Origin of the sequence: Streptomyces sp. NPDC051207 (genome assembly GCF_040682395.1) — a bacterium.
Taxonomy (GTDB): Bacteria; Actinomycetota; Actinomycetes; order Streptomycetales; family Streptomycetaceae; genus Streptomyces.
Genome location: NZ_JBFBAX010000013.1, coordinates 31,472 through 55,801, shown reverse-complemented (window position 1 = coordinate 55,801; position 24,330 = coordinate 31,472). Strand labels below are relative to the sequence as shown.

At 73.8% G+C, this 24,330-nt stretch carries 26 protein-coding genes and 3 pseudogenes; 15 read left to right on the top strand and 14 right to left on the bottom strand.

Going from position 1 to position 24,330, the window contains the following annotated elements; all coding sequences use genetic code 11:
• Positions 1–13: 13 nt before the first annotated feature.
• Positions 14–1,365: pseudogene (locus AB0M97_RS15470) on the top strand (MFS transporter).
• Here AB0M97_RS15470 and AB0M97_RS15465 read toward each other — a convergent pair.
• The 3 genes from AB0M97_RS15465 to AB0M97_RS15455 all read right to left on the bottom strand — a co-directional run bounded on the left by AB0M97_RS15465 (position 1,273) and on the right by AB0M97_RS15455 (position 4,588).
• On the bottom strand, positions 1,273–2,118 hold the full coding sequence (locus tag AB0M97_RS15465; RefSeq protein WP_365961360.1) for a fused MFS/spermidine synthase: 846 nt from the start codon (positions 2,116–2,118) through the stop codon (positions 1,273–1,275). The pseudogene AB0M97_RS15470 and the gene AB0M97_RS15465 sit on opposite strands and share 93 nt — an antisense overlap.
• Before the next feature lie 243 nt (positions 2,119–2,361).
• On the bottom strand, positions 2,362–3,540 hold the full coding sequence (gene tuf / locus AB0M97_RS15460) for an elongation factor Tu (RefSeq protein WP_365961359.1): 1,179 nt from the start codon (positions 3,538–3,540) through the stop codon (positions 2,362–2,364).
• A gap of 295 nt (positions 3,541–3,835) precedes the next feature.
• Complete coding sequence (locus AB0M97_RS15455; RefSeq protein WP_365961358.1) at positions 3,836–4,588, bottom strand: DNA alkylation repair protein; 753 nt, start codon at positions 4,586–4,588, stop codon at positions 3,836–3,838.
• A 49-nt stretch (positions 4,589–4,637) separates the two neighbouring features.
• Here AB0M97_RS15455 and AB0M97_RS15450 point away from each other — a divergent pair, with 49 nt between their 5' ends.
• The 4 genes from AB0M97_RS15450 (at position 4,638) to AB0M97_RS15435 (ending at position 6,913) form a co-directional block, all read left to right on the top strand.
• Positions 4,638–5,432, top strand: a complete 795-nt coding sequence (locus AB0M97_RS15450; RefSeq protein ID WP_365961357.1) for a TVP38/TMEM64 family protein — start codon at positions 4,638–4,640, stop codon at positions 5,430–5,432.
• Between the two features lie 63 nt (positions 5,433–5,495).
• Positions 5,496–5,627, top strand: a complete 132-nt coding sequence (locus AB0M97_RS15445; protein WP_365961356.1) for a hypothetical protein — start codon at positions 5,496–5,498, stop codon at positions 5,625–5,627.
• Between the two features lie 152 nt (positions 5,628–5,779).
• Positions 5,780–6,655: an undecaprenyl-diphosphate phosphatase gene (locus AB0M97_RS15440; RefSeq protein ID WP_365961355.1), complete on the top strand. Its 876-nt coding sequence runs from the start codon at positions 5,780–5,782 to the stop codon at positions 6,653–6,655.
• Between the two features lie 78 nt (positions 6,656–6,733).
• A complete protein-coding gene (locus AB0M97_RS15435) occupies positions 6,734–6,913 on the top strand; it encodes a hypothetical protein (RefSeq protein ID WP_365961466.1) in 180 nt (59 codons plus the stop codon).
• Between the two features lie 49 nt (positions 6,914–6,962).
• Here AB0M97_RS15435 and AB0M97_RS15430 read toward each other — a convergent pair whose 3' ends face one another.
• Positions 6,963–7,703 (bottom strand): glucose 1-dehydrogenase, encoded by a 741-nt coding sequence (locus AB0M97_RS15430; protein ID WP_365961354.1) that lies wholly within the window; start codon positions 7,701–7,703, stop codon positions 6,963–6,965.
• Positions 7,704–7,838: 135 nt separating this feature from the next.
• Between AB0M97_RS15430 and AB0M97_RS15425 the strand changes: the two are divergent.
• Positions 7,839–8,020, top strand: a pseudogene (locus AB0M97_RS15425) (DUF4291 family protein); the annotation flags it as partial.
• On the opposite strand, the pseudogene AB0M97_RS15420 reads toward AB0M97_RS15425, so the two are convergent.
• Positions 8,021–8,194 (bottom strand): annotated as a pseudogene (locus AB0M97_RS15420) (DUF4291 family protein); the annotation flags it as partial. It lies immediately after the preceding pseudogene.
• 190 nt (positions 8,195–8,384) lie between these two features.
• Between AB0M97_RS15420 and lnt the strand changes: the two are divergent.
• Positions 8,385–9,959 (top strand): apolipoprotein N-acyltransferase, encoded by a 1,575-nt coding sequence (gene lnt / locus AB0M97_RS15415; RefSeq protein WP_365961353.1) that lies wholly within the window; start codon positions 8,385–8,387, stop codon positions 9,957–9,959.
• Here lnt and AB0M97_RS15410 read toward each other — a convergent pair.
• Positions 9,883–10,788, bottom strand: coding sequence for a Gfo/Idh/MocA family oxidoreductase (locus tag AB0M97_RS15410; RefSeq protein WP_365961352.1), 906 nt, complete (start codon positions 10,786–10,788; stop codon positions 9,883–9,885). The genes lnt and AB0M97_RS15410 overlap by 77 nt on opposite strands.
• Positions 10,789–10,802: 14 nt before the next feature.
• Positions 10,803–12,020 (bottom strand): FAD-dependent monooxygenase, encoded by a 1,218-nt coding sequence (locus AB0M97_RS15405; RefSeq protein ID WP_365961351.1) that lies wholly within the window; start codon positions 12,018–12,020, stop codon positions 10,803–10,805.
• 102 nt (positions 12,021–12,122) lie between these two features.
• Here AB0M97_RS15405 and AB0M97_RS15400 point away from each other — a divergent pair, with 102 nt between their 5' ends.
• The 3 genes from AB0M97_RS15400 (at position 12,123) to AB0M97_RS15390 (ending at position 13,872) form a co-directional block, all read left to right on the top strand.
• Positions 12,123–12,743, top strand: a complete 621-nt coding sequence (locus AB0M97_RS15400; RefSeq protein ID WP_365961350.1) for a TetR/AcrR family transcriptional regulator — start codon at positions 12,123–12,125, stop codon at positions 12,741–12,743.
• Positions 12,744–12,757: 14 nt separating this feature from the next.
• On the top strand, positions 12,758–13,270 hold the full coding sequence (locus AB0M97_RS15395) for a DinB family protein (RefSeq protein ID WP_365961349.1): 513 nt from the start codon (positions 12,758–12,760) through the stop codon (positions 13,268–13,270).
• Between the two features lie 125 nt (positions 13,271–13,395).
• A complete protein-coding gene (locus tag AB0M97_RS15390) occupies positions 13,396–13,872 on the top strand; it encodes a hypothetical protein (protein ID WP_365961348.1) in 477 nt (158 codons plus the stop codon).
• Positions 13,873–13,971: 99 nt separating this feature from the next.
• Here the strand turns inward: AB0M97_RS15390 and AB0M97_RS15385 are convergent, their stop codons facing one another.
• The 5 genes from AB0M97_RS15385 to fabG form a co-directional block, all read right to left on the bottom strand.
• A complete protein-coding gene (locus AB0M97_RS15385) occupies positions 13,972–14,493 on the bottom strand; it encodes a hypothetical protein (RefSeq protein WP_365961347.1) in 522 nt (173 codons plus the stop codon).
• A 124-nt stretch (positions 14,494–14,617) separates the two neighbouring features.
• Positions 14,618–15,301: a uracil-DNA glycosylase gene (gene ung, locus AB0M97_RS15380; RefSeq protein ID WP_365961346.1), complete on the bottom strand. Its 684-nt coding sequence runs from the start codon at positions 15,299–15,301 to the stop codon at positions 14,618–14,620.
• A 90-nt stretch (positions 15,302–15,391) separates the two neighbouring features.
• Positions 15,392–16,975 carry an ABC transporter substrate-binding protein gene (locus AB0M97_RS15375; RefSeq protein WP_365961345.1) on the bottom strand — a complete coding sequence of 528 codons (1,584 nt, stop codon included), beginning with the start codon at positions 16,973–16,975 and terminating at the stop codon, positions 15,392–15,394.
• A 196-nt stretch (positions 16,976–17,171) separates the two neighbouring features.
• Positions 17,172–17,930 carry an SDR family oxidoreductase gene (locus AB0M97_RS15370; protein WP_365961344.1) on the bottom strand — a complete coding sequence of 253 codons (759 nt, stop codon included), beginning with the start codon at positions 17,928–17,930 and terminating at the stop codon, positions 17,172–17,174.
• Between the two features lie 12 nt (positions 17,931–17,942).
• Positions 17,943–18,704: a 3-oxoacyl-ACP reductase FabG gene (gene fabG / locus AB0M97_RS15365; RefSeq protein WP_365961343.1), complete on the bottom strand. Its 762-nt coding sequence runs from the start codon at positions 18,702–18,704 to the stop codon at positions 17,943–17,945.
• A gap of 302 nt (positions 18,705–19,006) precedes the next feature.
• Here fabG and AB0M97_RS15360 point away from each other — a divergent pair, with 302 nt between their 5' ends.
• Complete coding sequence (locus AB0M97_RS15360) at positions 19,007–19,573, top strand: excalibur calcium-binding protein (RefSeq protein ID WP_365961342.1); 567 nt, start codon at positions 19,007–19,009, stop codon at positions 19,571–19,573.
• 25 nt (positions 19,574–19,598) lie between these two features.
• Here AB0M97_RS15360 and AB0M97_RS15355 read toward each other — a convergent pair whose 3' ends face one another.
• A complete protein-coding gene (locus tag AB0M97_RS15355) occupies positions 19,599–20,015 on the bottom strand; it encodes a DUF3037 domain-containing protein (protein WP_365961341.1) in 417 nt (138 codons plus the stop codon).
• On the bottom strand, positions 20,012–20,767 hold the full coding sequence (locus AB0M97_RS15350) for a HipA family kinase (RefSeq protein ID WP_365961340.1): 756 nt from the start codon (positions 20,765–20,767) through the stop codon (positions 20,012–20,014). The genes AB0M97_RS15355 and AB0M97_RS15350 overlap by 4 nt, the downstream gene beginning before the upstream one ends.
• Before the next feature lie 226 nt (positions 20,768–20,993).
• On the opposite strand from AB0M97_RS15350, the gene AB0M97_RS15345 reads away from it, so the two are divergent.
• From AB0M97_RS15345 to AB0M97_RS15330, 4 genes are all read left to right on the top strand, one after another.
• A complete protein-coding gene (locus AB0M97_RS15345) occupies positions 20,994–22,169 on the top strand; it encodes a PP2C family protein-serine/threonine phosphatase (protein WP_365961339.1) in 1,176 nt (391 codons plus the stop codon).
• Between the two features lie 140 nt (positions 22,170–22,309).
• Positions 22,310–22,570, top strand: coding sequence for a GlsB/YeaQ/YmgE family stress response membrane protein (locus AB0M97_RS15340; RefSeq protein ID WP_365961338.1), 261 nt, complete (start codon positions 22,310–22,312; stop codon positions 22,568–22,570).
• A 411-nt stretch (positions 22,571–22,981) separates the two neighbouring features.
• Positions 22,982–23,683: a GAF and ANTAR domain-containing protein gene (locus tag AB0M97_RS15335; RefSeq protein ID WP_365961337.1), complete on the top strand. Its 702-nt coding sequence runs from the start codon at positions 22,982–22,984 to the stop codon at positions 23,681–23,683.
• Positions 23,684–23,837: 154 nt separating this feature from the next.
• Positions 23,838–24,329, top strand: a complete 492-nt coding sequence (locus AB0M97_RS15330) for a Rieske (2Fe-2S) protein (RefSeq protein WP_365961336.1) — start codon at positions 23,838–23,840, stop codon at positions 24,327–24,329.
• Position 24,330: the final 1 nt, after the last annotated feature.

The following is a 24,330-nucleotide window of genomic DNA, read 5'->3' as shown; positions in this document are numbered from 1 at the left end:
CCATAGTCGGCCGGTGACCTCCGCCGACACCTCCCGCCGCGCCCGCGTGCCCGCGTGGGCGGGCCGCAACTACACGCTGCTGACCGCCGCCGCGTTCGTCACCAACCTCGGCAGTCACGGCGCGCTGGTCGCCGCCGCGTTCGCCGTCCTCGGAGCGGGCGGCGACGGCGGCGACGTGGGCCTGGTGGCCGCCGCCCGCACCCTGCCGCTGGTGCTGTTCCTGCTGATCGGCGGCGCCGTCGCGGACCGCCTGCCGCGGCATCGCGTGATGGTGGCGGCCAATGCCCTCAACTGCCTGTCGCAGGGCGCCTTCGCGGTGCTGGTGCTGGCCGGTGAGCCGCTGCTGTGGCAGATGATGCTGCTGAGCGCCCTCGGCGGCACCGGCCAGGCCTTCTTCAGCCCGGCCGCGGAGGGCATGCTGCTGTCCTCGGTGCGCGGCGAGCAGGCGGGCCGCGCCTTCGCGGTGTTCCGGATGGCGATGCAGGGCGCCGCGGTCGGCGGCGCCGCGCTCGGCGGCGCGATGGTCGCCGCGATCGGCCCCGGCTGGGTCCTGGGCGCCGACGCCGCCGCCTTCGCGGTGGCCGGGGCGCTGCGCTGGTTCCTCGACGTGAGTCACATCCCGGCGCGCGCCCCGGGCGGCGGGATGCTCGCCGATCTCCGCGAGGGCTGGCGGGAGGTGGCGGGCCGGCCCTGGCTGTGGGGCATCGTCGTCCAGTTCTCGATCGCCAACGCGGTCGTCGGCGCCGCCGACGCCGTCTACGGCCCCCTCGTCGCCCGGGACCACCTCGGCGGTCCCGCGCCCTGGGGTCTCGCGCTCGGTTTCTTCGGCGCGGGCACGGTCGTCGGCGCGCTGCTGATGACCCGCTGGAAGCCGCGCCGCCTGCTGTTCGTCGGCACCCTGTGCGTCTTCCCGCTGGCCCTGCCGTCCGCGGCGCTCGCGGTGCCCGTGCCGGCCGGGGCGCTGTGCGCGGTGATGTTCGTGACCGGCGTGACCCTGGAGATCTTCGGGGTCTCCTGGATGACCGCGCTGCACCAGGAGATACCCGAGGACAAGCTGTCCCGGGTCTCGGCGTACGACTGGTTCGGCTCGGTCGCGCTCGTGCCGCTCGCGACCGCGCTGGCGGGCCCCGCGGAGACGGCGTTCGGGCGGCCGGCGGCGCTGTGGGGCTGCGCCGCGCTGGTCGTGGTGATGACGGCGGGGGTGCTGTGCCTGCCGGACGTGCGGAATCTGCGGCGGACGACCAGGAAGGTCGCGGGGGGCGCCCAGGGCGGTCAGCCGATGCCGAACGACCCGTCGGGCGGCTCGGGCGACGGCACGGCGTCCTCGTCCCGGACGGGCTGAGCGCCGCCGGTGAACTGCCGTAGCGCGGGCCCGTGTGCGACCCGCGCGGGGAAGGCGTCGGCGGCGGTCCGCCGGGCCACGGCGGCGATGTCGACGCGGTGGTGGGCGGCGACGAGCACCGCGTTGCCGAAGCGGCGTCCGCGCAGCACGGCCGGCTCGGCGATCAGCGCCAGGTGCGCGAACACCGCGGCGAAGGTGGCGAGCTGGGAGCGCAGGAAGGCGAACGGCGCCGCGTCGGCGAGGTTCGCCAGGTAGACCCCGCCGTCCCGCAGCACCCGCGCGGCCTGCTCGGCGTAGGCGAGGGACGTGAGGTGCGCGGGCACGCGGGAGCCGCCGAAGACGTCGGCGAGCAGGACGTCCGCCGAGTCCGCGGGCGCGGACGCCAGCCAGGCGCGCGCGTCGGCCGCGTGCAGTGCGACGCGTGCGCCGTCCGGGAGCGGCAGGTGCTCGGCGACCAGCTCCAGCAGTCCCCGGTCGGCCTCCACGACGTCCTGCCGTGAGCCGGGCCGGGTCGCGGCCACGTACCGGGGCAGGGTGAGCGCGCCCCCGCCGAGGTGCAGCACGTCCAGCGGGCGCCCCGGCTCGGCCACGGTGTCCAGGACGTGCCCGAGCCGCCGGGCGTACTCGAACTCCAGGTGCACGGGCGCGTCGAGATCGACGTACGACTGCGGCGCCCCGTCGACGGTCAGCAGCCACGCCCGCTTCCGGTCCACGTCGGGCATCAGCTTGACGGTGCCGTGATCGGTGACGCGGGTCACGGGTATGGGCTCGTCCACCTTCCCATTGTGCCCGCGGCACAGCGGCCCCCGGAGGCGCGGTGACCGCGCGACCGGCCAGAACGGCCCCCACGCGGCCCCCGCGCACCGGCGGGCACAGCTCCCCGAAAGCGCGGCGGGCCCCGCGACCCGGAGGGGGCACAGCTCCCCCGCAAAGCGCGGCCGGCCACGACGGCCCCCGGCGCGCGAGGGCGCGGCTCCCCGAAGCCGCGCCCCCGCAGCCCCCCGTGCACCCTCACCCGGCTACTCCACGGCAGTCACGGTCCCCGCCCCCACGGTCCGGCCGCCCTCGCGAATGGCGAAGCCGAGTCCTGGCTCGAGAGGGATCTCCCGTCCCAGCTCGACCGTCATGGACACCGTGTCGCCGGGGCGCGCGACGGCCACCTCGCCGAGGTCGACGTCGCCGACCACGTCCGCGGTGCGGACGTAGAACTGCGGCCGGTATCCGGTGGCGACGGGCGTCGTGCGCCCGCCCTCGCGCGCCGACAGCACGTACACCCGCGCCGAGAACCGCCGTCGCGGCACGACGCTGCCCGGCGCGGCCACCACGTGCCCGCGCCGCACGGCGTCCCGGGGCACGCCGCGCAGCAGCACCGCCACGTTGTCCCCGGCCTGTGCCTCCTCCATGGGCTTGCCGAAGGTCTCCAGGCCGGTGACGACGGTCTCCACGTCCGCGCCGAGCACCTCCACCCGGTCGCCCACGCGGAGCGTGCCGCGCTCGACGGCGCCGGTGACGACCGTGCCGCGGCCGGTGATGGTGAGCACGTTCTCCACCGGCAGCAGGAACGGCGCGTCCAGATACCGCTCCGGCATCGGCACGTACGTGTCCACCGCGTCGAGCAGCGCCTCGATCGACGCCGTCCAGCGCGGGTCGCCCTCCAGCGCCCGGAGCCCGGAGACCCGTACGACGGGCACGGCGTCGCCGCCGTAGCCGTGCGCGGTGAGCAGTTCGCGGACCTCCAGCTCGACGAGGTCGGTGAGTTCCTCGTCGCCCGCGTCGGCCTTATTGAGGGCGACGACGATGTGGTCGACGCCCACCTGCCGGGCGAGCAGGACGTGTTCGGCGGTCTGCGGCATGATCCCGTCGAGCGCGGAGACGACGAGGATCGCCCCGTCGAGCTGCGCGGCTCCGGTGACCATGTTCTTGACGTAGTCGGCGTGGCCGGGCATGTCGACGTGGGCGTAGTGCCGGGTGCCGGTCTCGTACTCGACGTGCGCGATGTTGATGGTGATGCCGCGCGCCGCCTCCTCCGGGGCCCGGTCGATGCGGTCGAAGGGGACGTACCGGGTGCCGCCGCCGGCGCCGCGGTCGGCAAGGACCTTGGTGATGGCGGCGGTCAGGGTGGTCTTGCCGTGGTCGACGTGACCCATCGTGCCGATGTTCAGGTGCGGTTTCGTGCGGACGTACGCCGTCTTGGGCATGGCGATACCTGGGAGTCTCTCGTGGAGAAGGTGACGGCCCCGGCGGCGGCGCTACGGGCGCGCGGCCGGGACGGGGACCCCGGGGAACTCGCCGACCCTCCCCCTGCGGGGTCCGCCGGTCGTTCCGGGGAGGGTCAGCTTCGGGCGCCGTCGACGGCGGCCGGCAGAACGGGGACGGCAGCCTTCGGGGCATCCGCGACGGCGGACGCTGCGAGGAGGAAGGCGTACCGGAACATGCCGTCCATCATCGCCGCCGGGCCGGGCCGCGTCGAACGGTTTTCCCTCGCGGGGCAGTTCAGGCGGGGCCGGCGATGTTCTTCAGCGCCTCGCGCACCGACAGCGGCGCGAACCGGTGCCCTTCCCGCGCGAGGAAGGCCCGTACGGCGTCCGGGTCGGTCTTGGCGTACTCGCGCAGGGCCCAGCCGATCGCCTTGCGGACGAAGAAGTCCTCGTGTCCGGCCTGCCGCAGGCAGTGGCCGAAGAGGCGCTCGGTGTCGGCGCGTTCGCGGTGGCGCAGCTGATGGAGCAGCGCGGCGCGGGCCAGCCACATGTCGCCGTCCTCGATCCAGGCGTCCATCTGCGCGGCGAGGTCCCGGTCGGCGGCGACGAGCCCGCCGGCCACGTGCGCGGCGAGCAGGTCCACGGTGTCCCACCAGGGGACGGTGGTGAGCAGGTGGCGGACGACGGGCAGGAGCGCGGAGGAGCAGCGCCCGACGTGGCGGCGGAGGTAGTCGACGGCGAAGTAGTGGTATTCGCGTTCCGGCAGCCGCCAGCAGCGCAGCGCGACCGCGACGCAGTCGCTCTCGGCGGGCCGCGGCGTGCCCGCGAGGACGGTGCGGGACAGGGCGCGGCGGACGGGTGTGGTGAGCCCCAGGAAGGGGGCGACGTCCTTCATGTACGCGCGCATGGCCGGGGCGCGCCCGGGGTCGGCCGCGGCGCCGTAGACGGCGGTGAGCCGCTCCAGCACGCTGTCGGCGAGCGCGCTGTCCGGGATGCGTGGTGCGGCCCCGGCTGCATCCCCGGTCGTTCCCCCGGCTGTGACGCTCATGAGACAGACCATACGGCGATCACACACCTTCGTCGGTTAGTGTCGCCGGATGCCCGATGCCACCACCCGCTCTGGGGGCACCGCCACGGCCCCTCCCCCGGTCCCCACCGCTGAGCTCGCCACCGCCGTCCCCGGACCCGTCACGTCCGTCGCGCCCGTCGCCGCCGCGGGCCTCGCCGCGCGCTGCACGAGAGCCCTGCTGTCGCCGTGGGCGCGGCTGGCGCTGCTCGTCGTCCTGCTGGCGGCGGGGGCGTGCGCGGTGCTGGTGTTCGAGCCGCACAAGCTGCTCACGAACGGCTGGCCGCCGCAGCTCGGCGGTGCCGCCGCGGCCCTGGTGTTCGCGGCGGCGTACGGGCTGTGCACGGTGGCCTTCGTGCCGCGTCCGCTGCTGAACCTCGCGGCCGGGGCGCTGTTCGGCTCCCAGCTGGGGATCGGCGCGGCCGTCGCGGGCACGGTGCTGGGTGCCGGGATCGCGTTCTGCCTCGGCCGGCTGCTGGGGCAGGAGGCGCTGCGCCCGCTGCTGCGCGGCCGGGTGCTCCAGGCGGCGGACGGGCAGCTCAGCCGGCACGGCTTCCGCTCGATGCTGGCGGCGCGGCTGTTCCCGGGGGTGCCGTTCTGGGCGGCGAACTACTGCGCCGCCGTCTCCCGCATGGGCCTCGTGCCGTTCCTGCTCGCGACCGCGCTCGGCTCGGTCCCGAACACCGCCGCGTACGTCGTCGCCGGTGCCCGCGCGTCGGCTCCGACGTCCCCCGCGTTCCTGATCGCGCTGGCCTGTATCGCCGTACCGGCGCTGGTGGGTGTGGTGGTGGCCTGGCGCAAGCGCCACCACCTGCGCGCACGCTGACGCGTGAGCGGGACCGTCACACCGCCTCCCCGGGTGAGGCGGGCCCGGCGAGGCACCTTCTCGGTGGCCGGGACGACCCCGGTGAGCGGCGACGCCGTACGGCACGCGGACCTGACCGGCCACCCGCGGGCACCCGGCTGGACCGTGACGGGACCGGCCGCGCTCCGGGACGAACGGCGTCCGGTGCGGCCCTGACCGCGCGCCCGAGACCAAACCCCCTGTGTCGGGCCGGTCGTCGGAGGGCGCTACGCTGCCCCTCGGCACGCACCTGATCCTTGATCACCACTCCGGGCGGCTCGGTGTGCCCGTCGCCCGTTCCACGATCGGCACTTGGACTCCGTAACCTCATGTCTTGGTTTGAATCCCTCATCCTCGGACTCGTCCAGGGGCTGACCGAGTTCCTCCCCGTCTCCTCCAGCGCGCATCTGCGGCTGACGGCGGCCTTCTCCGGCTGGGAGGACCCGGGCGCGGCCTTCACGGCGATCACCCAGATCGGCACGGAGACCGCGGTCCTGATCTACTTCCGCAAGGACATCGGGCGGATCATCTCGGCGTGGGTCCGTTCGCTGGGCGACAAGGCGATGCGCGGGGACCAGGACGCGCGCATGGGCTGGCTGGTGATCGTCGGCTCGATCCCCATCGGCGTGCTCGGCGTGACGCTGAAGGACCAGATCGAGGGGCCCTTCCGCGATCTGCGGCTGACGGCGACCATGCTGATCGGGATGGGTATCGTCCTCGGCTTCGCGGACCGCCTCGCGGCGCGCGACGAGTCCGGCGGCCGGCACCGCGCCCCGATGCAGCGCAAGGGCCTGAAGGACCTCGGCGTGCGGGACGGCCTGATCTACGGCGCCTGCCAGGCGATGGCCCTGATCCCCGGCGTCTCCCGCTCCGGCGCGACGATCAGCGGCGGGCTGTTCATGGGCTACACGCGTGAGGCGGCGGCCCGCTACTCGTTCCTGCTGGCCATCCCGGCGGTCCTCGCGTCCGGCCTGTTCGAACTCAAGGACGCGATGGAGAACGACCACGTCTCCTGGGGTCCGACCGCCTTCGCCACGATCATCGCCTTCGCGGTGGGTTACGCCGTCATCGCCTGGTTCATGAAGTTCATCAGCACCAAGTCCTTCATGCCGTTCGTCTGGTACCGCATCGCCCTGGGCATCGTCATCATCGTGCTGGTCACCATGGGTGTGCTCAGTCCGCACGCGGCCGAGTCGGCGGGCTGATCCAAGGGGCCTGTGTAGCCACTCGGTAGCGCAGAGTCAGTGCTTGCCCCTAGGCTTGGGCGCATGTCCCCCGATTCCGTGTCCCCGGACGCGCCGGCCCCGGATGCCGTGCGGTCGGCCGCCGAGCTGAACGAGCAGATCCGCGCCCTGTGGCTGCGCACGGGAGGGTCCCTGTCGGCCGAGGAGCGCGCGGAGTACGAGCAGCTGGTGGCCGCGTGGGCTGCCGCGGTGCGCGGCGCGGTCACCGAGGCCGCCTGACTCCCGCCCCCGCCTCGGGCGCGGTGCGCGCCCGGCCGAGGCCCGGCCCTCAGCGTCCGCCCGCCACCCGCAGCACCGCCCCCGTCGTGTACGACGCGTCCGGCGACATCAGCCAGGACACGGCCGCCGCGATCTCCTCGGCGCGGCCCGGCCGGCGCAGTGGAATGCCGGACGCCAGCCGCCGCGGGCGGTCCGGGTCGCCCATCGCCGCGTGCATCTCCGTCTCGACCACCCCGGGCGCGACCGCGTTGACGCGGACGCCGTCCGGGCCGAGTTCCTTGGCCAGGCCCACGGTGAGCGCGTCCACGGCGGCCTTCGTCGCCGCGTAGTGGACGTACTCGTCCGGGCTGCCGAGCGTCGCGGCGGCCGACGACACGTTGACGATCACGCCGTGCCCGCGCACCGCCATCAGCTGCGCGGCCCGCCGCGCACACAGCAGCGTGCCCAGCAGATTGACGTCGACGACGCGGCGCAGGTCGGCGGGGTCCGCGTCCACGAGCCGCCCCAGCGTGCTGGTCACGCCGGCGTTGTTCACCAGCCCCGTCACCGGCCCGAGGTGCCGCTCGGCGGTGTCGAAGAGGCGCTCCACGTCGGCCTCGGCCGAGGTGTCCACCGGCACGGTCACAGCGCGCGCCCCCGCCGCGCGCACACCGTCCGCCACCGCCTCGGCGGCCCCGGTGTCCCGGACGTACCCCACGACGACGTCGTGGCCGTCCGCCGCGAGCCTGAGGCATGTCGCGGCGCCGATGCCCCGGCTGCCGCCGGTCACCACCGTCACGGGACGGGACATGAGGTACCTCCACGGGTGCGGCCGGTCGTGCGCCCTCAGCCTCTCAGACGGGCCGGCACGCCGTCGTCCAGGGGATACGGCCGCTCGTGCGGCAGCAGGGCGGCGGCGCGGTCGAGTTCACCGGCCCGCACCAGCGAGCGGCAGCTGAGGCAGGCACCCGCGCGGGTGCAGTGGGACCCGGAACGCGACCTGCGCCTCACCCCGCTGCCCCACCGGTCCCTGCAACTGGGCCTCGGGGAGAGGCCGCGGCCCGCTACGCCGACGAGTGGATCACCGGCATCGAGGACGTCACCCCGCTGGCCACGCGGATCCACGCACGACGGCTTGATCCACGTCATGCGGTCGCGCTTCCAGGTCGCCGGGAAGCGGCCCGTGCGGGCGGCCGGGCGGCCGATCTCCGGGCGGTAGGCCTGGTAGACGGTGACCGTGGTGTCCGTGTGGCGGGCGCGGACGCGGAACCTGGGCTCCTGCTGGGCGGGCTGATCGTTCATGCCGACAGCCTCGGCCCCGCGCCACCCGGGCGGCCACCGAATATTCCGGCCGTGGCGGGCGCCGGGTGGCGCCACGCAGCCGCGCCTCCGTGCCGTCCGCGGCACCTGTGGTCGACTGATCCGGCGCCCTGTGCCGCGGATCTTCCGCGGGGCGCACACTGGAGACGGCACCGCGGGGTAGGAGGCGCGCATGAAGACGCTCGGCCACTGGCTCGCCTCCCCCGTGCGGCGCTCGACCGCCGCGGCACTGGCGGGCGCCCTGCCCGTGCTGGCCTTCCCCGGCCCGGCCCTGTGGTGGTGGGCGTACGTCGCCCTGGTGCCGTGGCTGCTGCTGGTCCGCGGCGCGCCGACGGCACGGCGGGCGGCGTACGACGGCTGGTGGGGCGGGTTCGGCTTCATGCTGGGGATGCATCACTGGCTGCTGCCGAACCTGCACGTGTTCACGTTCGTCCTCGCCGCGCTGCTCGGCGCGCTGTGGGCGCCGTGGGGCCTGCTGGTGCGGCGCCTGCTGGGCGGCACGCCGTCCCGGCGCGGGGTCGGCGCGGCCCTTGTCATGCTGCCGTCGGGCTGGCTGCTGGCCGAGCTGGTCCGGTCGTGGGAGGGCCTCGGCGGACCCTGGGGCATGCTCGGGGCGAGCCAGTGGCAGGTCGAGCAGGCGCTGCGGCTGGCGTCGGTCGGCGGAGTGTGGCTGCTGAGCTTCCTGGTGGTCGCCGTCAACGTCGCGGTGGCCGTCCTCGTCGCGGTCCGCCGGGCCCGCGTGCCCGCCGTGGCGGGGCTCGTCGTCACCGCCGCCGCCACCTCCGCCGTGTGGGTGTGGTCGCCGCGCCCCGACGTGGACGACCGGGTGCGGATCGCCGTCGTGCAGCCGGGCGTCGTCGCCGGCCCGGACAGCGGCGAGCGGCGCTTCGACCGCGAGGAGCGGCTCACCCGGCGGCTGGCCGGCCAGGACGTCGACCTGGTGGTGTGGGGTGAGAGCAGCGTCGGCTTCGACCTGCGCGACCGGCCGGACCTCGCGGACCGGCTCGCGTCGATGTCCCGCGCCACGGGTGCGGCGATCCTGGTCAACGTGGACGCGCGGCGCTCTGACAAGCCCGGCATCTACAAGAGTTCGGTGCTGGTCGGCCCGGACGGCCCGACCGGCGACCGCTACGACAAGATGCGCCTGGTGCCGTTCGGCGAGTACGTCCCGGCGCGCTCCCTGCTCGGCTGGGCGACCTCCGTCGGCGAGGCGGCGGGCGAGGACCGCAGGCGCGGCACCGGGCAGGTCGTGATGGACGCCGGGGAGGGCCTGCGGATCGGCCCGATGGTGTGCTTCGAGTCGGCGTTCCCCGACATGAGCCGCCATCTCGCCGAGGACGGCGCGGACGTGCTGCTCGCCCAGTCCTCGACGTCGACGTTCCAGCAGAGCTGGGCTCCCGCGCAGCATGCCTCGCTCGCGGCGCTGCGGGCCGCCGAGACCGGCCGCCCGATGGTGCACGCGACGCTGACGGGCACCTCCGCGGTGTACGGCCCGGCCGGGACCCGTGCCGGGCCCTGGCTCGGCACGGACACCGAAGGGGCGCGGGTGTACGACGTGCCGCTGGCGCACGGCACCACGCCGTACGTCCGCTTCGGCGACTGGCCGGCGCACGCCGCGCTGCTGGTCCTCGCCGCCTGGTGGGCGGCGCAGGGTGTGCGGGCGGTCCGGTTCAGGCGGCCCGCTGCTGAACCGCCCGCACCACCCGCTCGCACAGTTCGTGCGTCTGGAGCGCGTCCCGGGCGCTGAGCGGCTTGCCCGCGCGCACCGCGTCGAGGAAGGCGAGGACCGCCTGTTCGATGCCGCGCTGGCGGGCCACCGGCACCCAGTCGCCGCGCCGCCGCACGGTCTGCTGGCCCTTGTGGTCGATCACCTCGGCGAGGTTGACCACCTGGCGCTTGGTGTCCTGCCCGGAGACCTCCAGGATCTCCTCGGCGGAGCCGCTGAGCCGGTTCATCACGCCGAGCGCGGTGAACCCGTCCCCGGCGAGCTGGAGCACGACGTGGTGCAGCAGGCCGCCCTCGGTGCGGGCGCGCACGGTCACGTCGTCGACGGGGCCGGGGACCAGGAAGCGGAGCGTGTCGACGACGTGGACGAAGTCGTCCAGGATCATCGTGCGGGGCTCCTCGGGCAGCCCGATCCGGTTCTTCTGCAGGAGGATCAGCTCGCGCGGGTGGTCGGCGCACTGCGCGTACCCGGGGGCGAAGCGCCGGTTGAAGCCGACGGCGAGGCTCACCTGCCGCTCCTCGGCGAGCGTCACGAGCCGCGTGGAGTCGGCGAGTTCGTAGGCGAGCGGCTTGTCGACGTAGGTCGGCACGCCCGCCTCGAGCAGCCGGGTGACGATCTCGGGGTGGACGGCGGTCGGCGCGTGTACGAAGGCGGCGTCGAGGTCCTGGGCGAGCAGCGCGCCGAGGTCCGTGTGCCGCTGCGCGGGCGGCAGGTGGAGTCCGTCGGCGACCCGGGCGAGCGTCGCGGGCGTGCGTGTGTGCAGGTGCAGTTCGACGCCGGGCAGGAAGGCGAGGACGGGGAGGTAGGCCTTCTGCGCGATGTCGCCGAGTCCGATGCAGCCGACCTTCACGGGGGTGTGCTCCTCTAGTGGTTGCCTGCGGTGTCCCGCCGAAGCTTACGGCGTCCCCCGCTCCCGGCTCCGGCCGGGCGGACGCCGTCCCCGGGTGGCCGCCAGTCGGCGATGCCGTCGAAGCCGCGCAGGAACAGCGCGGGTGCGGCGGCCGACAGGGCGGCCATCGAGGCGTCGCGGACGGCGGTGCGGGCGCGGCCGGCCGTCATGTTGAGCCGGGCGATCCGCACGGCCCGACGGGCGACGGCCGCGGTGCGGGGCAGCCGGGCGGCCGTGTACGCGGCGAGGTCGTCGCCGTGGTGAGCGAGCACGATCGCGTCCTCGATGGCCTGGTTGCCGCCCTGTCCGAGCGTCGGCGGCATGGCGTGCGCGGCGTCGCCGACGAGCACGACCCGGCCGTGGTGGAAGGCCGGCAGCGGTCGGGCGATGTGGTGGACGTCGTGCCGGAGCACGTCTCCCGGGCGGGCGGCGGCAAGCACGGAGGGGACCGGTTCGTGCCAGTCGCCGAAGCGGCGCAGCAGTTCGGCCCGTTCGTCGTCGGGCGCGCGCTGCCCGGCCGGGCCGACGGCGGCGGCGTACGCGTAGACACGGCCGTCCTTCAGCGGATGCGTACCCCAGATGCGGCCCCTGCCCCACGTCTCGTGCGGGGCGAACTCCACGCCGGGCAGGGGGATCACGACCCGCCAGGTGGTGAATCCGGCGTAGCCGGCGCCGGGGTGGTGCGGGAACAGGGCGCGGCGTACGGCGGAGTGGACGCCGTCGGCGGCCACCACGAGGCCGGCCTCCAGCTCGCCGTCGGGCAGGCGCACCCGGGCCGGACGGCCGGCGTCGCCCGGGTCGGCGACGGTGGCGGCGGTGCCGGTGCGGACGGTCCCCGCGGGCAGCCGGGCGGCGAGCCGGTCGATGAGCGTGGCCCGGTGCAGCAGGACGAGCGGGCCGCCGAAGCGCCGCGCGGCGGTGGCCGCGCCGGTGCGTGCGAGCCAGTGCCCGGCCGGGGTGCGCAGTCCGCCGTCGCCCTGCCAGGCGGCGAGGTCCCGGATCTCGTCACCGAGGCCGATGACGTCCAGTGCGCGCAGCGCGTTGGGGGCCAGGGAGATGGCGGCGCCGACCGGCTCCAGGGAGCGGGCCCGCTCCAGCACGGTGACCTGCCGGCCGCTCAGGTGCAGTGCCACCGCGGCGGTCAGGCCGCCGATCCCGCCGCCGATCACCACGGCCTGCCCGGACTGTGCCATGGCTCCTCCTCGTGCTGCGACGAAAACCCCCGACTACATCTGTAGTGCGTCTCGCGGCTCCGACGGTACTACAGCTGTAGTCGGACGGGTAGGTTGAGGCTCATGTCCGTACGCACCACCGGCGCCTCGCGCGCCGACCTCGTCGCCGACGCCGCCCTGGCCCTGCTCGCCGAGCGCGGTATGCGCGGGCTCACGCACCGGGCCGTGGACGAGGCCGCGGGACTCCCCCAGGGCGCCACGTCGAACGTGGCGCGCACCCGCCAGGCGCTGCTGGAGCTGGCCGTGCGGCGCCTCGCCGAGCGGGAGGCACGCGTGCTGGCGCTGGAGGAACTGCCCGACCCGCGGGACGGTGTCCCCGCCCTGGTGGACGCGCTGGCGCTCGTCGCGCACCGCGCCCTCACCCGCAACCGGGACCTGACGCTGGCCCGCTACGAACTGGCCCTGGAGGCGACGCGCCGCCCCGCACTGCGCGCCTCCTACGACGCGACGGGCGCCCGGTTCCGCACGCAGCTGGCCGCCCTGGTGACCGCGGCGGGCTCGTCCTGCCCGGAGCGGCACGTGCTGTCGCTGGTCGCCTGGGCGGACGGGCTGATGTTCTCGTGCGTCGCGGGGTCGTTCAGCGGCGAGGTGCCGAGCCCGGCGGACGTGCGGGCGGGCCTGCGGGAGTTGCTGGCCGGAATGCTCGGCGACGGAAAACCCGGTGGAGACAGCGGACGCCCGTGAGTGAGGATGCGGGCATGACGACCGAGCGCCGCCTGCCCGCGACCACCGCCGGCGAACGCACCATGCTGGAGGGCTGGCTCGACTACCACCGCCGGACCCTGGCCCTGAAGTGCGAAGGACTGAACGACGCCCAGCTCAGGACCGCCTCCGCGGCGCCCTCCGAGCTGACCCTGATGGGGCTGGTGCGGCACATGGCGGAGGTGGAGCGGATCTGGTTCCGCAAGGTGCTCGTGGACGACGACCCGGGCCCGATCTACTACAGCGAGGCCGACCCGGACGGCGAGTTCCACCTCACCGGGGCGGACACCTGGCAGGAGGCCCACGCCACCTGGCAGGCGGAGATCGCCACCGCCCGGCGCAACGCGGCAGGCTTCGGCCTGGACGACACCTCCCGGGGTCGCAGCCGCCTCACCGAGGGCCCGATCAGCCTGCGCTGGATCCTCACCCACATGATCGAGGAGTACGCCCGCCACAACGGCCACGCCGACCTGCTCCGCGAGCGCATCGACGGCGTCACCGGCGACTGACACCGTCCGGGCCGTGTCGTCCTGGCGCCGCCGCGCCCTCCGTACGGGGCGGGAGATCACCCGTGCGGGGCATGGCGCGCCGGTCCGGTGTCCCCGGCGCGCGCCGATCCAGCAGAGTGGCGCCCGTGCATCGAACGACGACCACAGCGACGCTCCTGATGACCGTGGCTGTCTCCGCCCTGACCGGCTGTGTGACGGTTCCGCGCCCGCCCGCACCGGCTCCGCCGACGGCTCCCGTCCGGCCGCCCCTGCCCCGGCCGGACGGCCGGGCGGAGCCGCGGATCGTGCAGGCCCCGGCCCGCGAGGCCCTGGCCCGCGTCTCCCCCGGCCGCGAGGCCGCACCGGCCGGGCCGGCCACCCGCCGCCCGGCGGCACCGGTCCCGCAGCGGGCCCAGCAGCCCGAGCGGGCGCGGCAGGCCCCGCGCACCCGGTCGCCGCGCCCCGAGCCGCGCCGGCCGCGCGTCGACCTTCCGGCCCTGCCCGAGCTGATCCGCAAGCAGGTCCCCGGCACCACCGACGTGTGCGCGCTGGGCGAGGTGTACGGCGGCTGGCGCCGGGACAGCCCGGAGGCCGCCATCTGCCGACGGACCCAGGGGCGTTGACCGGCGGCGGCCTCTCCCCCTGCGGCTCCCGCCGTCCCCGGGGCTTCGCCTCCATGTGCCGACGGACCCACGGGCGCTGAGAAGACGGCGGACCGCCCCCTACGGTCGCTGCCGCGGGGGCCGTGGTCCGGGGCCGCCGTCCCCGGGGCTTTCGCGCAACCGGGCCTCCAGCCGCCCGATCGCCGCCCGTACGCCGTTGCCGTAGCCGTCGTCGGCGAGGGACCCGGACGCTTCGCGGGCGCGGCGCAGATGGGTGCGGGCGGCGTCGCGGTGGCCGAGCCTGACGTAGTCGGCGGCGAGGTTCAGATGCAGGGAGGGGTACAGGGCCCGGACGGCGAGGGCGCGCTCGTGGGCGGCGAGGCGGTCGTCGGTGAGTTCCTCGGCGGCGGTCAGCGCTCTGAGGTCCCAGGCCAGTTCGTCGGCGGGGTCGTCCTGCGTGTCGGCCAGGTAGTGGGCCAGCGTGCAGCGGTGCAGCGGGTCGCCGTCCTCGCCGATCTCGGCCCACAGGCCCAGCAAGCGCTGCCGGGCCTCCTCGCGGTCCCCGGCGTGATGCAGCATCACGACCTGGCCGATCCGCGTCATCACGGCATCCGGTGCCGCCTGCTCCTGTCGCTCAGCCACCGTGTCCTCCGCGTTCACCGACTGGTCGGATCCGACGCTAACGGCAGGCACGGACGATCCCGGTCAGGCCGCTCCGGGCGGCACTGGGCCGGCCCGGTGACGGACCGGCCCGGCGCGGCGGGCGTCAGCCGAGGTTCGGGATGCGCCAGTCGACCGGCTCGTGGCCCTGCCGTGCGATCGCCTCGTTGATCTGCGTGAAGGGCCGGGAGCCGAAGAACTTCTTCGCCGACAGCGGCGAGGGGTGCGCCCCCTTCACCACCGCGTGCCGCTCGGCGTCGATGAGCGGCAGCTTCTTCTGCGCGTAGTTGCCCCACAGCACGAACACGGCCGGGTCCGGCCGCTCGGCCACCGCGCGGATCACCGCGTCGGTGAACCTCTCCCAGCCGCGGCCCTTGTGCGAGTTGGCCTCACCGGCGCGGACCGTGAGCACCGCGTTGAGCAGCAGGACGCCCTGCTCGGCCCACGGCATCAGATAGCCGTTGTCCGGGATCGGCATGCCCAGCTCCTCGTGCATCTCCTTGTAGATGTTCCGCAGGGACGGGGGGACGCGCACGCCGGGCCGGACCGAGAAGCACAGGCCGTGGCCCTGGCCCTCGCCGTGGTAGGGGTCCTGGCCCAGGATCAGCACCTTCACCTTGTCGTACGGCGTCGCCTCCAGGGCCGCGAAGACCTCCTCGCGCGGCGGGTAGACGGGACCTCTCGCCCGCTCCTCCTCGACGAACTCGGTCAGCTCCTTGAAGTAGGGCTGCTGCAGCTCGTCGCCCAGAACCCCGCGCCAGGACTCGGGCAGCATGGCGATGTCGGTCACGTCAACGTCCTTACGGTGTGCGGTCACTTCAGGCTTCAGAACCTACCGGCGGCCACTGACAACCGGCCCGGCGGACCGCACATCCGTGCGCTACCAGCTGGTCTTGCGGTGCAGCTCCCACATCATCATGATCGTCGACGGGTCCATGGCCCGCTCGGCGCCCGAGATGTCCTCGCTCGCCCCCACGTACTGCCTGCCCTGCCACAGCGGCAGCAGACGCGCGTCCTTCACGAGGATCTCCTGGGCCTCCTCGAACTCCTTCACCACGTTGCCGCGGTCGCTCTCCCGGCGCGAGCGGGGCAGCAGATCGCTGGTGATCCTGGTGGCCGGGTAGGGCGTGCCGAGGGCGTTCTGCTCGCCGACGAAGGGGGCGATGAAGTTGTCCGGGTCCGGGAAGTCCGGGGACCAGCCGCGGCCGAACACCGGGTACTCGCCCTTCTGGTAGCCCGTCACGTAGGTCTTCCAGGGGCGGCTCTTGAGGGTGATCTCGAAGAGGCCGGACTCCTCCAGCTGGCGCTTGATCTCCTTGAACTGCAGGCCGGTCTCGGAGCCGTACCGGTCCGTGGTGTACCAGAAGGTGAGCGGGACGGGCGTGGTGATGCCGGCCTCGGTGAGGATCTTGCGCGCCTTGGCGGCGTCCGGCTCGCCGAAGTCGTCGAAGAAGGCGGTGGTGTGGCCGGTGAGGCCCTTGGGGACCATCGAGTACAGCGGGACGACGGTGTCCTTGTAGACCTTGTGCGCGATGGCGGCGCGGTCCACGAGCTGGGCGATGGCCTGCCGGACGGGCTTCTTGTTCGCCATCGGGTCGTTCGGGTTGAACACCAGGTAGTTGATGTCGGTGCCCGAGCCCTCGACGATCTGGATCTCCTCCTGGGAGTTCTTGCTCTGGAGGGCGACGATGTCACCGGCCGCGAGACCGCGGTAGGTGATGTCGATCCGCTTGGCGCGCAGGGCCTTGACCATGCTGGCGGAGTCCGCGAAGTAGTGCACGGTCACCGCGTCGTTCTGGTGCTCCGCGAAGCCCTTGTAGCGGTCGTTCTTGACCAGTTCGGCCTTCTTGCCGTCCTGGTAGGACTCGAGGACGTACGGCCCGGAGCCGAAGACCTTGCCGTCCTTGCGCAGCGCGTCGGGCGGGTACTCGGCGGGGTTGACGATCGACATGGCGGGCGTCGCGAGCACGAACGGGAAGGTGGCGTCGGCCTTGTTGAGGTGGAACACCACCTCGCGGTCGCTCGGCGCCTGCACCCGGTCGAGGCTGCTGAGCAGACCGGCGGGACCGCCGTTGACCTCGATGGTCCGGATCCGGTCGATGGAGTGCTTCACTGCCGCCGCGTCGAGCGGGTCCCCGTTGGAGAAGGTCAGGCCCTCGCGCAGCTCACAGCGGTAGACCTGGTTCGAGCTGTCGGTGAAGCCGCACTCCTCGGCGGCGTCCGGCTGGGGCGTGGTCGCACCGTCGGGGTAGGCGAGCAGCGTCTGGTAGATGTTGCGGAAGAGCTCCCAGGAGCTGTCCCACGAGGCGGCAGGATCCAGCGTGCTCGGCGGACTGGTGGTCCCCAGTACGATTGGCCCCTCGTCGTCCGGGGTATCGGAAGACAGGACACCGCACCCGGCCACCAGCGATGATATGGACGCGATGGCCGCCATCCGCCGCAGGCCTCGGTTCCGGTTGAACACGCGCACGCTCCTCGATCTGCCGTACCAAGGGTCGGCAGACGATACCGCAGCACCGGGCCGACCGGACCTCCCCGGACGCTGTGACCTTGATCGACGCGTCTTTGACCACGTTGTCGGCCCTCGCCGCCCCCCCCGTGCCGGTATGGGCGCCCGCCGTCCGCCGTACGGGCGCCCGCACCGCTGCCGCGGGGGGGGGTCAGGCCACGCCGGCGTTGAGGAAGATGCCGCCGTCGACGACGAGCGTCTGCCCGGTGACCCAGTCCGACTGCTCCGACGTGAGGAACGCGGCGGCGCCGCCGATGTCGGAGGGTACGCCGAGCCGGCCCAGCGGGTAGGCCGCGGCGGCCTCCGCCTCCCGGCCCTCGTACAGGGCCTGCGCGAACTTGGTCTTGACGACGGCCGGGGCGATCGCGTTGACCCGCACCTTGGGCGCGAACTCGTGCGCCAGCTGCACGGTCAGGTTGATCAGCGCGGCCTTGCTGACGCCGTACGCGCCGATGAACGGCGAGGGCGCGAGGCCCGCGACGGAGGCGATGTTGACGATTGCGCCGCCGTTATCCTTCTGCCAGGCGTGCCAGGTGCGCTGGGCGAAGCCGAGCGCGGAGACGACGTTGGTCTCGAAGACCTTGCGGGCGACGTTCAGGTCCAGGTCGGCGATCGGCCCGAACACGGGGTTGGTGCCGGCGTTGTTGACCAGGTAGTCGACGCGGCCGAAGGCCTCCATCGTGCGCTCGACGGCGACCGCCTGGTGGGCCTCGTCGTGCGCCTTGCCGGCGACGCCGACGGCCCGGTCGGCGCCGAGCTTCTCGACGGCCTCCTGCAGGGCGTCCTCGTTGCGGCCGGTGATGCAGACCCGGTCGCCGCGCGCGACCAGCGCCTCGGCGACGCCGTAGCCGATGCCGCGGCTGGCGCCGGTGATGAGGGCGACCTTGCCCGAGAGTTCCACGGAAGTCATGTGCGTGTTCCCTTAGTTGAGCGGTCCGCCGGCGACGTACAGCACCTGGCCGGAGACGAAGCCCGCCGCGTCGCCCGTGAAGAAGGCGATGGCGTTGGCGATGTCGTCCGGCCGTCCGACGCGCTGCACCGGGATCTGCGAGGCGGCGGCGGCCTGGAACTCCTCGAAGCCCATGCCGACGCGCTCGGCGGTGGACTTGGTCATCTCGGTGACGATGAAGCCGGGGGCGACCGAGTTCGCGGTGATGCCGAACTTGCCCAGCTCCTTGGCGAGGGTCTTGGTGAAGCCCTGGAGACCGGCCTTGGCGGCGGCGTAGTTGGCCTGGCCGCGGTTGCCGAGCGCGGAGGACGAGGAGAGGTTGACGATGCGGCCGAAGCCGGCGTCGACCATGTGCTTCTGGCAGGCCCGGGACATCAGGAAGGCGCCCCGCAGGTGCACGTTCATGACCGTGTCCCAGTCGGTGGCGCTCATCTTGAACAGCAGGTTGTCGCGCAGCACACCCGCGTTGTTGACGAGGATCGTCGGCGCGCCCAGTTCCTCGGCGACGCGCGCGACGGCCGCCTCGACCTGCGCCTCGTCGGAGACGTCGCAGCCGACGGCGATCGCCCTGCCGCCCGCGGCGGTGATCTTCTCGACGGTGTCCTTGCAGGCGGCCTCGTCGAGGTCGAGCACGGCGACCGCGCGGCCCTCTTCGGCCAGTCGTACGGCGGTGGCGGCGCCGATGCCGCGCGCGGCACCGGTGACGACTGCGACCCGCTGCTCAGTGGTGGACATTGCTGCTTCTCCTCGCCCTAGGGATGCGGCTCTCGTGCGGCACGCCACCCATGGGTGAGCGACCGCTTAGTACCTTCGGCAGACGTGACGCTAGAAGCCCTGGCACCCGGTGTCAACGGCACACCACGCGCGTGTGATCCATTCCCCGCGCGTCCGGCCCCGGACCGTTCCGCGCCCGGCCCGCGCCGGGTCCCGCCCGCGCGGGCGGGAAGCACCCGATCGGCCCTCGGCCGCGCGCGACGGCAGCGGACGGCTCCTAGCGTCGAGGTCCGAGCCATTCGTGGCCGGAAAGGAGGCGCACCATGCGCCGTCGCACCAGTGTCATCGGCACGCTGATCGCGCTCGCCTCGGCCGTTCCGCTGGCCCATCCCGCCCATGCCCAGGACCTCGACTGCCGCGACTTCACCTCCCAGGAGGAGGCGCAGGCCGTGTTCGACCTGGATCCGAGCGATCCCCACCGACTCGACGAGGACCCCGGTCCGGACGACGGGATCGCCTGTGAGGCGCTGCCCCGGCGCGGCGGCCTCACGTCGTCCACGAGTTCGCCCAGACCGGCTTCGCCGTCCGTGCCGGTGACTCCGTCCGTGCCCACTCCGTCCGTGCCCGTGACCCCGTCCGTGCCGGTGACTCCGTCCGTGCCGGTGACCCCGACCGTGGCGCCCACCCCCACCGCGGTGCCCACCGTCCCCGTCTCCACTCCGGCCGGGCCCACGGCTCCCGAGACCGCCCCGGCGAGCCGTGGCGTGCGGGGCGGAGTGGGCGGCTCGTCGGCGGGCGGGCCGAGCGCCGGGGACCTCGCGGCGGGCGCGGTGTTCGTGGCCGGTGCGGCGCTGGGGACCGCCTACTGGGTGAAGCGGCGCCGGAGCTGAAGCCTGCGCACTGCTCCCCGACGGCTCACCGTACGAGCAGGTCCAGCAGGCGTTCCGCCTCGGCGGCCGGGTCGGTGGTGAGGCCGGTGTGCACGGGGCCCGGCCGGACCACCGTCGAGCGGGGCGCGACGAGCCAGCGGAAGCGGCGTCCGGCGTCGTCCTGCCCCGCCTGCCCGGCGGCCTCGCCGCCCGCGCACACACCCTCGACGGCGCGCAGCGCGGCCCGGACGCCCGCCACGTCCGCGTCCGGGTCGAGGGCCAGCAGGCGTGCCTCGTCGAGGTGGGTGCGCGCGACGACGAAGGCCTTGGCGCGGCAGTACAGCAGCACGCCGGCGTTGACGCACTCGCCGCGTTCGACGCGCGGGACGACGCGCAGCAGGGCGTACTCGAAGACGTCCCGGCCGCCGCCCTGGCCCGCCCTGATGATGTGGCGCCCGGTCACTGGGCCTCCTTGATGCGCTGGTGGACGACGGCCGCGCGGGCGAGCAGGGGCCGCGCGTAGGCCCGGCGCAGGTCGTCCGGGGTGTCGAAGCCGGGCTCACCGGTCAGCCAGGCGTCCGGGATCTCGGCGGTGACCTCGGCGAGGAGGTCGGCGGTGACGAGCGGCGCGAGGTCGGCGGCGGCCGCGGCGACGTCCGGGCGGAAGAGGGCGAGGGCGTGCTCGGAGGCGTCGTAGGGGCGGGCCGCGGAGGTTTCGGCGCCGGGCCAGTTGTGGTGCCAGATCACGGTGGCGCCGTGGTCGATCAGCCAGAGCTCGCCCCGGTGGACGAGGAGGTTGGGGTTGCGCCAGGAGCGGTCGACGTTGTTGACGAGCGCGTCGAACCAGACGATCCGCCCGGCCTCCTCGGGGCCCACCCGAAAGGCGAGCGGGTCGAAGCCGAGCGCGCCGGACAGGAAGTCCATGCCGAGGTTGGTGCCGCCGCTGGACTTGAGCAGTTCCTGCACCTGCTGGTCGGGTTCGCCGAGGCCCAGTACCGGATCGACGTGGACCGTCACCAGGCGCGGCACCCGGAAGCCGAGCCGGCGGGCGAGTTCGCCGCACAGGACCTCGGCGACCAGCGTCTTGCGGCCCTGCCCGGCGCCGGTGAACTTCAGCACGTACGTCCGGAGGTCGTCGGCCTCGACGAGTCCCGGCAGTGAACCGCCCTCCCGCAGGGGCGTGATGTAGCGGGTCGCGGTGACCTCTTCCAGCATGTCTTGGCCACCTGTCCCCTCAACGCCGCACGAGGGGAACATAGTAACGCAGGGTGATCGTGGGCGGTCCCGAGCCGAACGCCGTCGTCGGAAACTTGGCAGTCGGCACCCTCTCTTACGGCAGCTCGCACCGCCGACCCCGACCCGTGAACACGGTGCGTCACAGGCCGCGACGTGAAAGGCAGCCGTCTCGGGGAAGAAGCAACGGGAACCGAGGGAGGCGGCTGTGGACGGAGTATTGGGACTGGAAGACGTACTGGCGGAGGCGGAGGAAGCGTCGCCGGTGGAGTCCGTCGACGTGGTGGCACGGAACCTGCTCAAGCGATTCGGGGCGACCTGCGTGTCGTTCCTCTTCGTCGACCTGGTCGGCGAGGAACTCGTCCAGCTCACGACCGCCGACAGGACGCACAACGGACGCAGACCGACGCGCATCGGCCTGCGCGGCAGTGTGCACGAGAAGGTTCTGATGTCCCAGCGTCTCCACGTCCAACCGGACGAGGAGGGCGGCCACCTGGCCATTTCGCCGGTGACCAACCGCGGCGACTGCGTCGGGGTGCTGGAGATGACGCTGCCGCACGTCGACGAGACGGTGCTGCGTCAAGTCGGCGAAGCCGCGCACGCCTTGGCGTACATCATCGTCACCGACCGGCGTTTCACCGACCTTTACCACTGGGGCCGACGCACCACGCCCATCAGCCTTGCCGCGGAGATCCAGCATCAGCTGCTGCCTTCCGCCTCATGCTGCGAGGCCGAACAGTTCGCCCTCGCCGGCGGACTGGTACCGGCCGACGACATCAGCGGTGACACCTACGACTACGCCCTGGACACGGACACGCTGCACCTGTCCATCACCGACGCCATGGGGCACGACACCGAGTCCGCCCTGCTGGCCACCCTCCTGCTCGGCGCGCTGCGCGGCGCCCGGCGCGCCGGACACGACATCGCGGAGCAGGCCCGTCAAGCGCACCAGGCACTCCTGGACCACGACCGCGGCATCGCCACCGGCCAGTTGCTGCGCATCTCCCTCGACAGCGGCAGGGTGCACCTGGTCAACGCCGGCCACCCGCGGCCGTTGCTCCTGCGCGACGACACCGTCGAGGAACTGGACCTCTTCGCCAACCTGCCCTTCGGCGTCGCCTCGCCCACCGCCTATCGCGTCCAGGAACTGCACCTGCGCCCGGGGGACCGGCTGTTCATGCTCACCGACGGCATGCAGGAGCGCAGGGCCGCCGGTGTGGACCTGCCCGCGCTCATCCGGGACACCCGCACCCGCCACCCGCGCGAGGCCACCCGGCACCTGGCCACCGCCGTCCGCGACGCCTGCGGAGGCCACCTCGAGGACGACGCCACCGTGCTGTGCCTGGACTGGTACGGCAGCCATCCCCTCCGCCGCCGCGGCTAGGCGAACCGCGCCGCGGCGGCCGCACCAGATGTCGCGTTCCAGGACCCCGCGTGGAACTTCCTGGTGCCGACGCCGCTTACGTCGACCTCCGGTGGGCACACGTGGGGTGCTCGAAAGGGCAGTGAACGGAAGGAGTTGTCGTGTCGTTCCTCTGGGCGATCATCGCCGGGCTCATCATCGGCCTGCTGGCCAAGCTCGTCGTCCCCGGACGTCAGCCCATCCCCCTGTGGCTGACAGTCATCATGGGCATCATCGGCGCCGTCGCCGGCAACGCGCTCGCCACCGCCTTCGGTGTGCGCGACACCGGCGGTATCGACTGGATCCGCCACATCTTCCAGATCGGTGTCGCAGCCGTCCTCATCGCGTTCGTCACCCCGCTGTGGGCCCGACGGCGCGCCTGAGACCGCCCCGTTGCCCCGTCGGCCCGGTCAGTGACCGGGCCGACGGGGCAACGGGCTGCGGGTGCGAACGCCCCCGGACGCCGCGAGCATGACGGCGTCCGGGGGCGTTCGCACGGGCCCTGCTCTCCCCTGCGCGACTTGGCGTTCTCCATGTGATCTCTCCTTGACGGGGGCGGCGCGCAGCCAGGCGGCGACCCATGCCCCGGCCCTTGGTCTTGTGCCGTCGTTCCGCCGACGCGGCCGGGCACCCGGCCGGACCGGCAGAAAGCGGCCACAGGCGACACACCACCACAGGCGACGCAGCCGCGGTCGGCGTCGTCACGGCAAGCCGGGGTACTCCGCCGGCATGGCTTCTCATCCGCAGACGGCGCATCGCACACTCCCGTCCGTACCGGGCCGGCGGTGGGTCCGATGACGGCCGAAGCCGTCAAGGCGGCGCGGCTGGTCGCGGAAGCCGCGGCGAAGGCACCCGCCGAGGAGGTCCCACGGGCGGTGTGCGGGGCGTTGTGCGAAGGGCTGGGCATGGACGGCGCCACCCTTTCGCTGCTCACCGACACCCCCTCCCGCCAGTTGCTCGCAGCCTCCGACGACGCGGCGCTCCTGCTGGAGGAGATCCAGTTCACGGTGCTGGAAGGCCCTTGCATCAGCGCCGCCCACTCCGGTGAACCCGTGGCGGTGCACGACCTGCGCCAGGAGCTGTCGCCCTGGCCCCTCTTCGGCGCGACCATGCGCGAGAGGCTGCCGCAGGTGGGGTCGGTGTACGCGCTCCCCGTCTTCTTCGGCGACTACGTCCTGGGAACGGTCGACCTGCTGGCGCTCCGTTCCCAGGCTCTGAGCAAGGAGGCCCTGGAACAGGCGTCGCACGTGGCCGACGCCGTGGCGGCCGCCCTCCTGCCGACCCGCGAGATGATCATCACCGGGGCCCGGGCACCGGCCTGGGAGCCGCAAGAGATCGTCCGCGCCCACTGGTTCGACACCGCGCGTGCCGTCGGCGCCCTGGCGGCCCGGCAGGGGCTCACCCCCGAGGACGCGCTTGCCCTCATGCGCGCCGAAGCCTTCCGCACCGGCAAGTCACTGGCGGACATCACCACGGACATCCTGCGCGGCCCGTAGCCGGACGACGGTCGGGACGGTGCGGGCCGGGGCGGCTCGGGACCAGGGCGGCGCCGGATGTTCCGCGACGGCTGAACGGTCCGGGCGCGCGGACCGTAAGAGGGTATGGATCATAGGAAGGCAGCACGAGCAGGCCGGCGGAAGGAAATCCACCATGACCAGCGCATCGTCTCAGCCCGCGGCGCACCGTCCCGCGCCGGGGCCCGCCCGTCGGACCGTCGTGGCGGCGGTGGGGGCGGCGGGGTTCGCCGCCGCCCTGACCGCGTGCGGATCGGACGACGGGTCGTCGCCGGACGCCGGGACGTCGCCGGACGGGTCGTCGTCGGGCGGCGCGGGCACGGAGTCCCCGGGCGGGTCCGGCGTCGTACTGGCGAAGACCTCCGACATCCCGGAGGGCGGCGGGAAGGTCTTCAAGGAGCAGGGCGTGGTGGTCACGCAGCCGACCGCGGGCACGTTCAAGGCCTTTTCGGCGAAGTGCACGCACCAGGGCTGCGCGGTGTCGGGCGTCGCGGACGGCGTGATCGTCTGCCCGTGCCACAACAGCACGTTCTCCGTCAGCGACGGCAGTGTGCGCAAGGGGCCCGCGACGAAACCGCTCCCCGCGGAGCGGATCACCGTCGAAGGCGACTCCATCTCGCTGGCCTGAC

Bases quoted from the DNA above. Each gene is read 5' to 3' on its own strand.
- tuf (WP_365961359.1), bottom strand. From the start codon at position 3,540: ATGCCCAAGACGGCGTACGTCCGCACGAAACCGCACCTGAACATCGGC.
- AB0M97_RS15455 (WP_365961358.1), bottom strand. From the start codon at position 4,588: ATGAGCGTCACAGCCGGGGGAACGACCGGGGATGCAGCCGGGGCCGCA.
- AB0M97_RS15450 (WP_365961357.1), top strand. From the start codon at position 4,638: ATGCCCGATGCCACCACCCGCTCTGGGGGCACCGCCACGGCCCCTCCC.
- AB0M97_RS15440 (WP_365961355.1), top strand. From the start codon at position 5,780: ATGTCTTGGTTTGAATCCCTCATCCTCGGACTCGTCCAGGGGCTGACC.
- AB0M97_RS15430 (WP_365961354.1), bottom strand. From the start codon at position 7,703: ATGTCCCGTCCCGTGACGGTGGTGACCGGCGGCAGCCGGGGCATCGGC.
- lnt (WP_365961353.1), top strand. From the start codon at position 8,385: ATGAAGACGCTCGGCCACTGGCTCGCCTCCCCCGTGCGGCGCTCGACC.
- AB0M97_RS15405 (WP_365961351.1), bottom strand. From the start codon at position 12,020: ATGGCACAGTCCGGGCAGGCCGTGGTGATCGGCGGCGGGATCGGCGGC.
- AB0M97_RS15400 (WP_365961350.1), top strand. From the start codon at position 12,123: ATGTCCGTACGCACCACCGGCGCCTCGCGCGCCGACCTCGTCGCCGAC.
- AB0M97_RS15395 (WP_365961349.1), top strand. From the start codon at position 12,758: ATGACGACCGAGCGCCGCCTGCCCGCGACCACCGCCGGCGAACGCACC.
- AB0M97_RS15370 (WP_365961344.1), bottom strand. From the start codon at position 17,930: ATGACTTCCGTGGAACTCTCGGGCAAGGTCGCCCTCATCACCGGCGCC.
- fabG (WP_365961343.1), bottom strand. From the start codon at position 18,704: ATGTCCACCACTGAGCAGCGGGTCGCAGTCGTCACCGGTGCCGCGCGC.
- AB0M97_RS15360 (WP_365961342.1), top strand. From the start codon at position 19,007: ATGCGCCGTCGCACCAGTGTCATCGGCACGCTGATCGCGCTCGCCTCG.
- AB0M97_RS15350 (WP_365961340.1), bottom strand. From the start codon at position 20,767: ATGCTGGAAGAGGTCACCGCGACCCGCTACATCACGCCCCTGCGGGAG.
- AB0M97_RS15335 (WP_365961337.1), top strand. From the start codon at position 22,982: ATGACGGCCGAAGCCGTCAAGGCGGCGCGGCTGGTCGCGGAAGCCGCG.
- AB0M97_RS15330 (WP_365961336.1), top strand. From the start codon at position 23,838: ATGACCAGCGCATCGTCTCAGCCCGCGGCGCACCGTCCCGCGCCGGGG.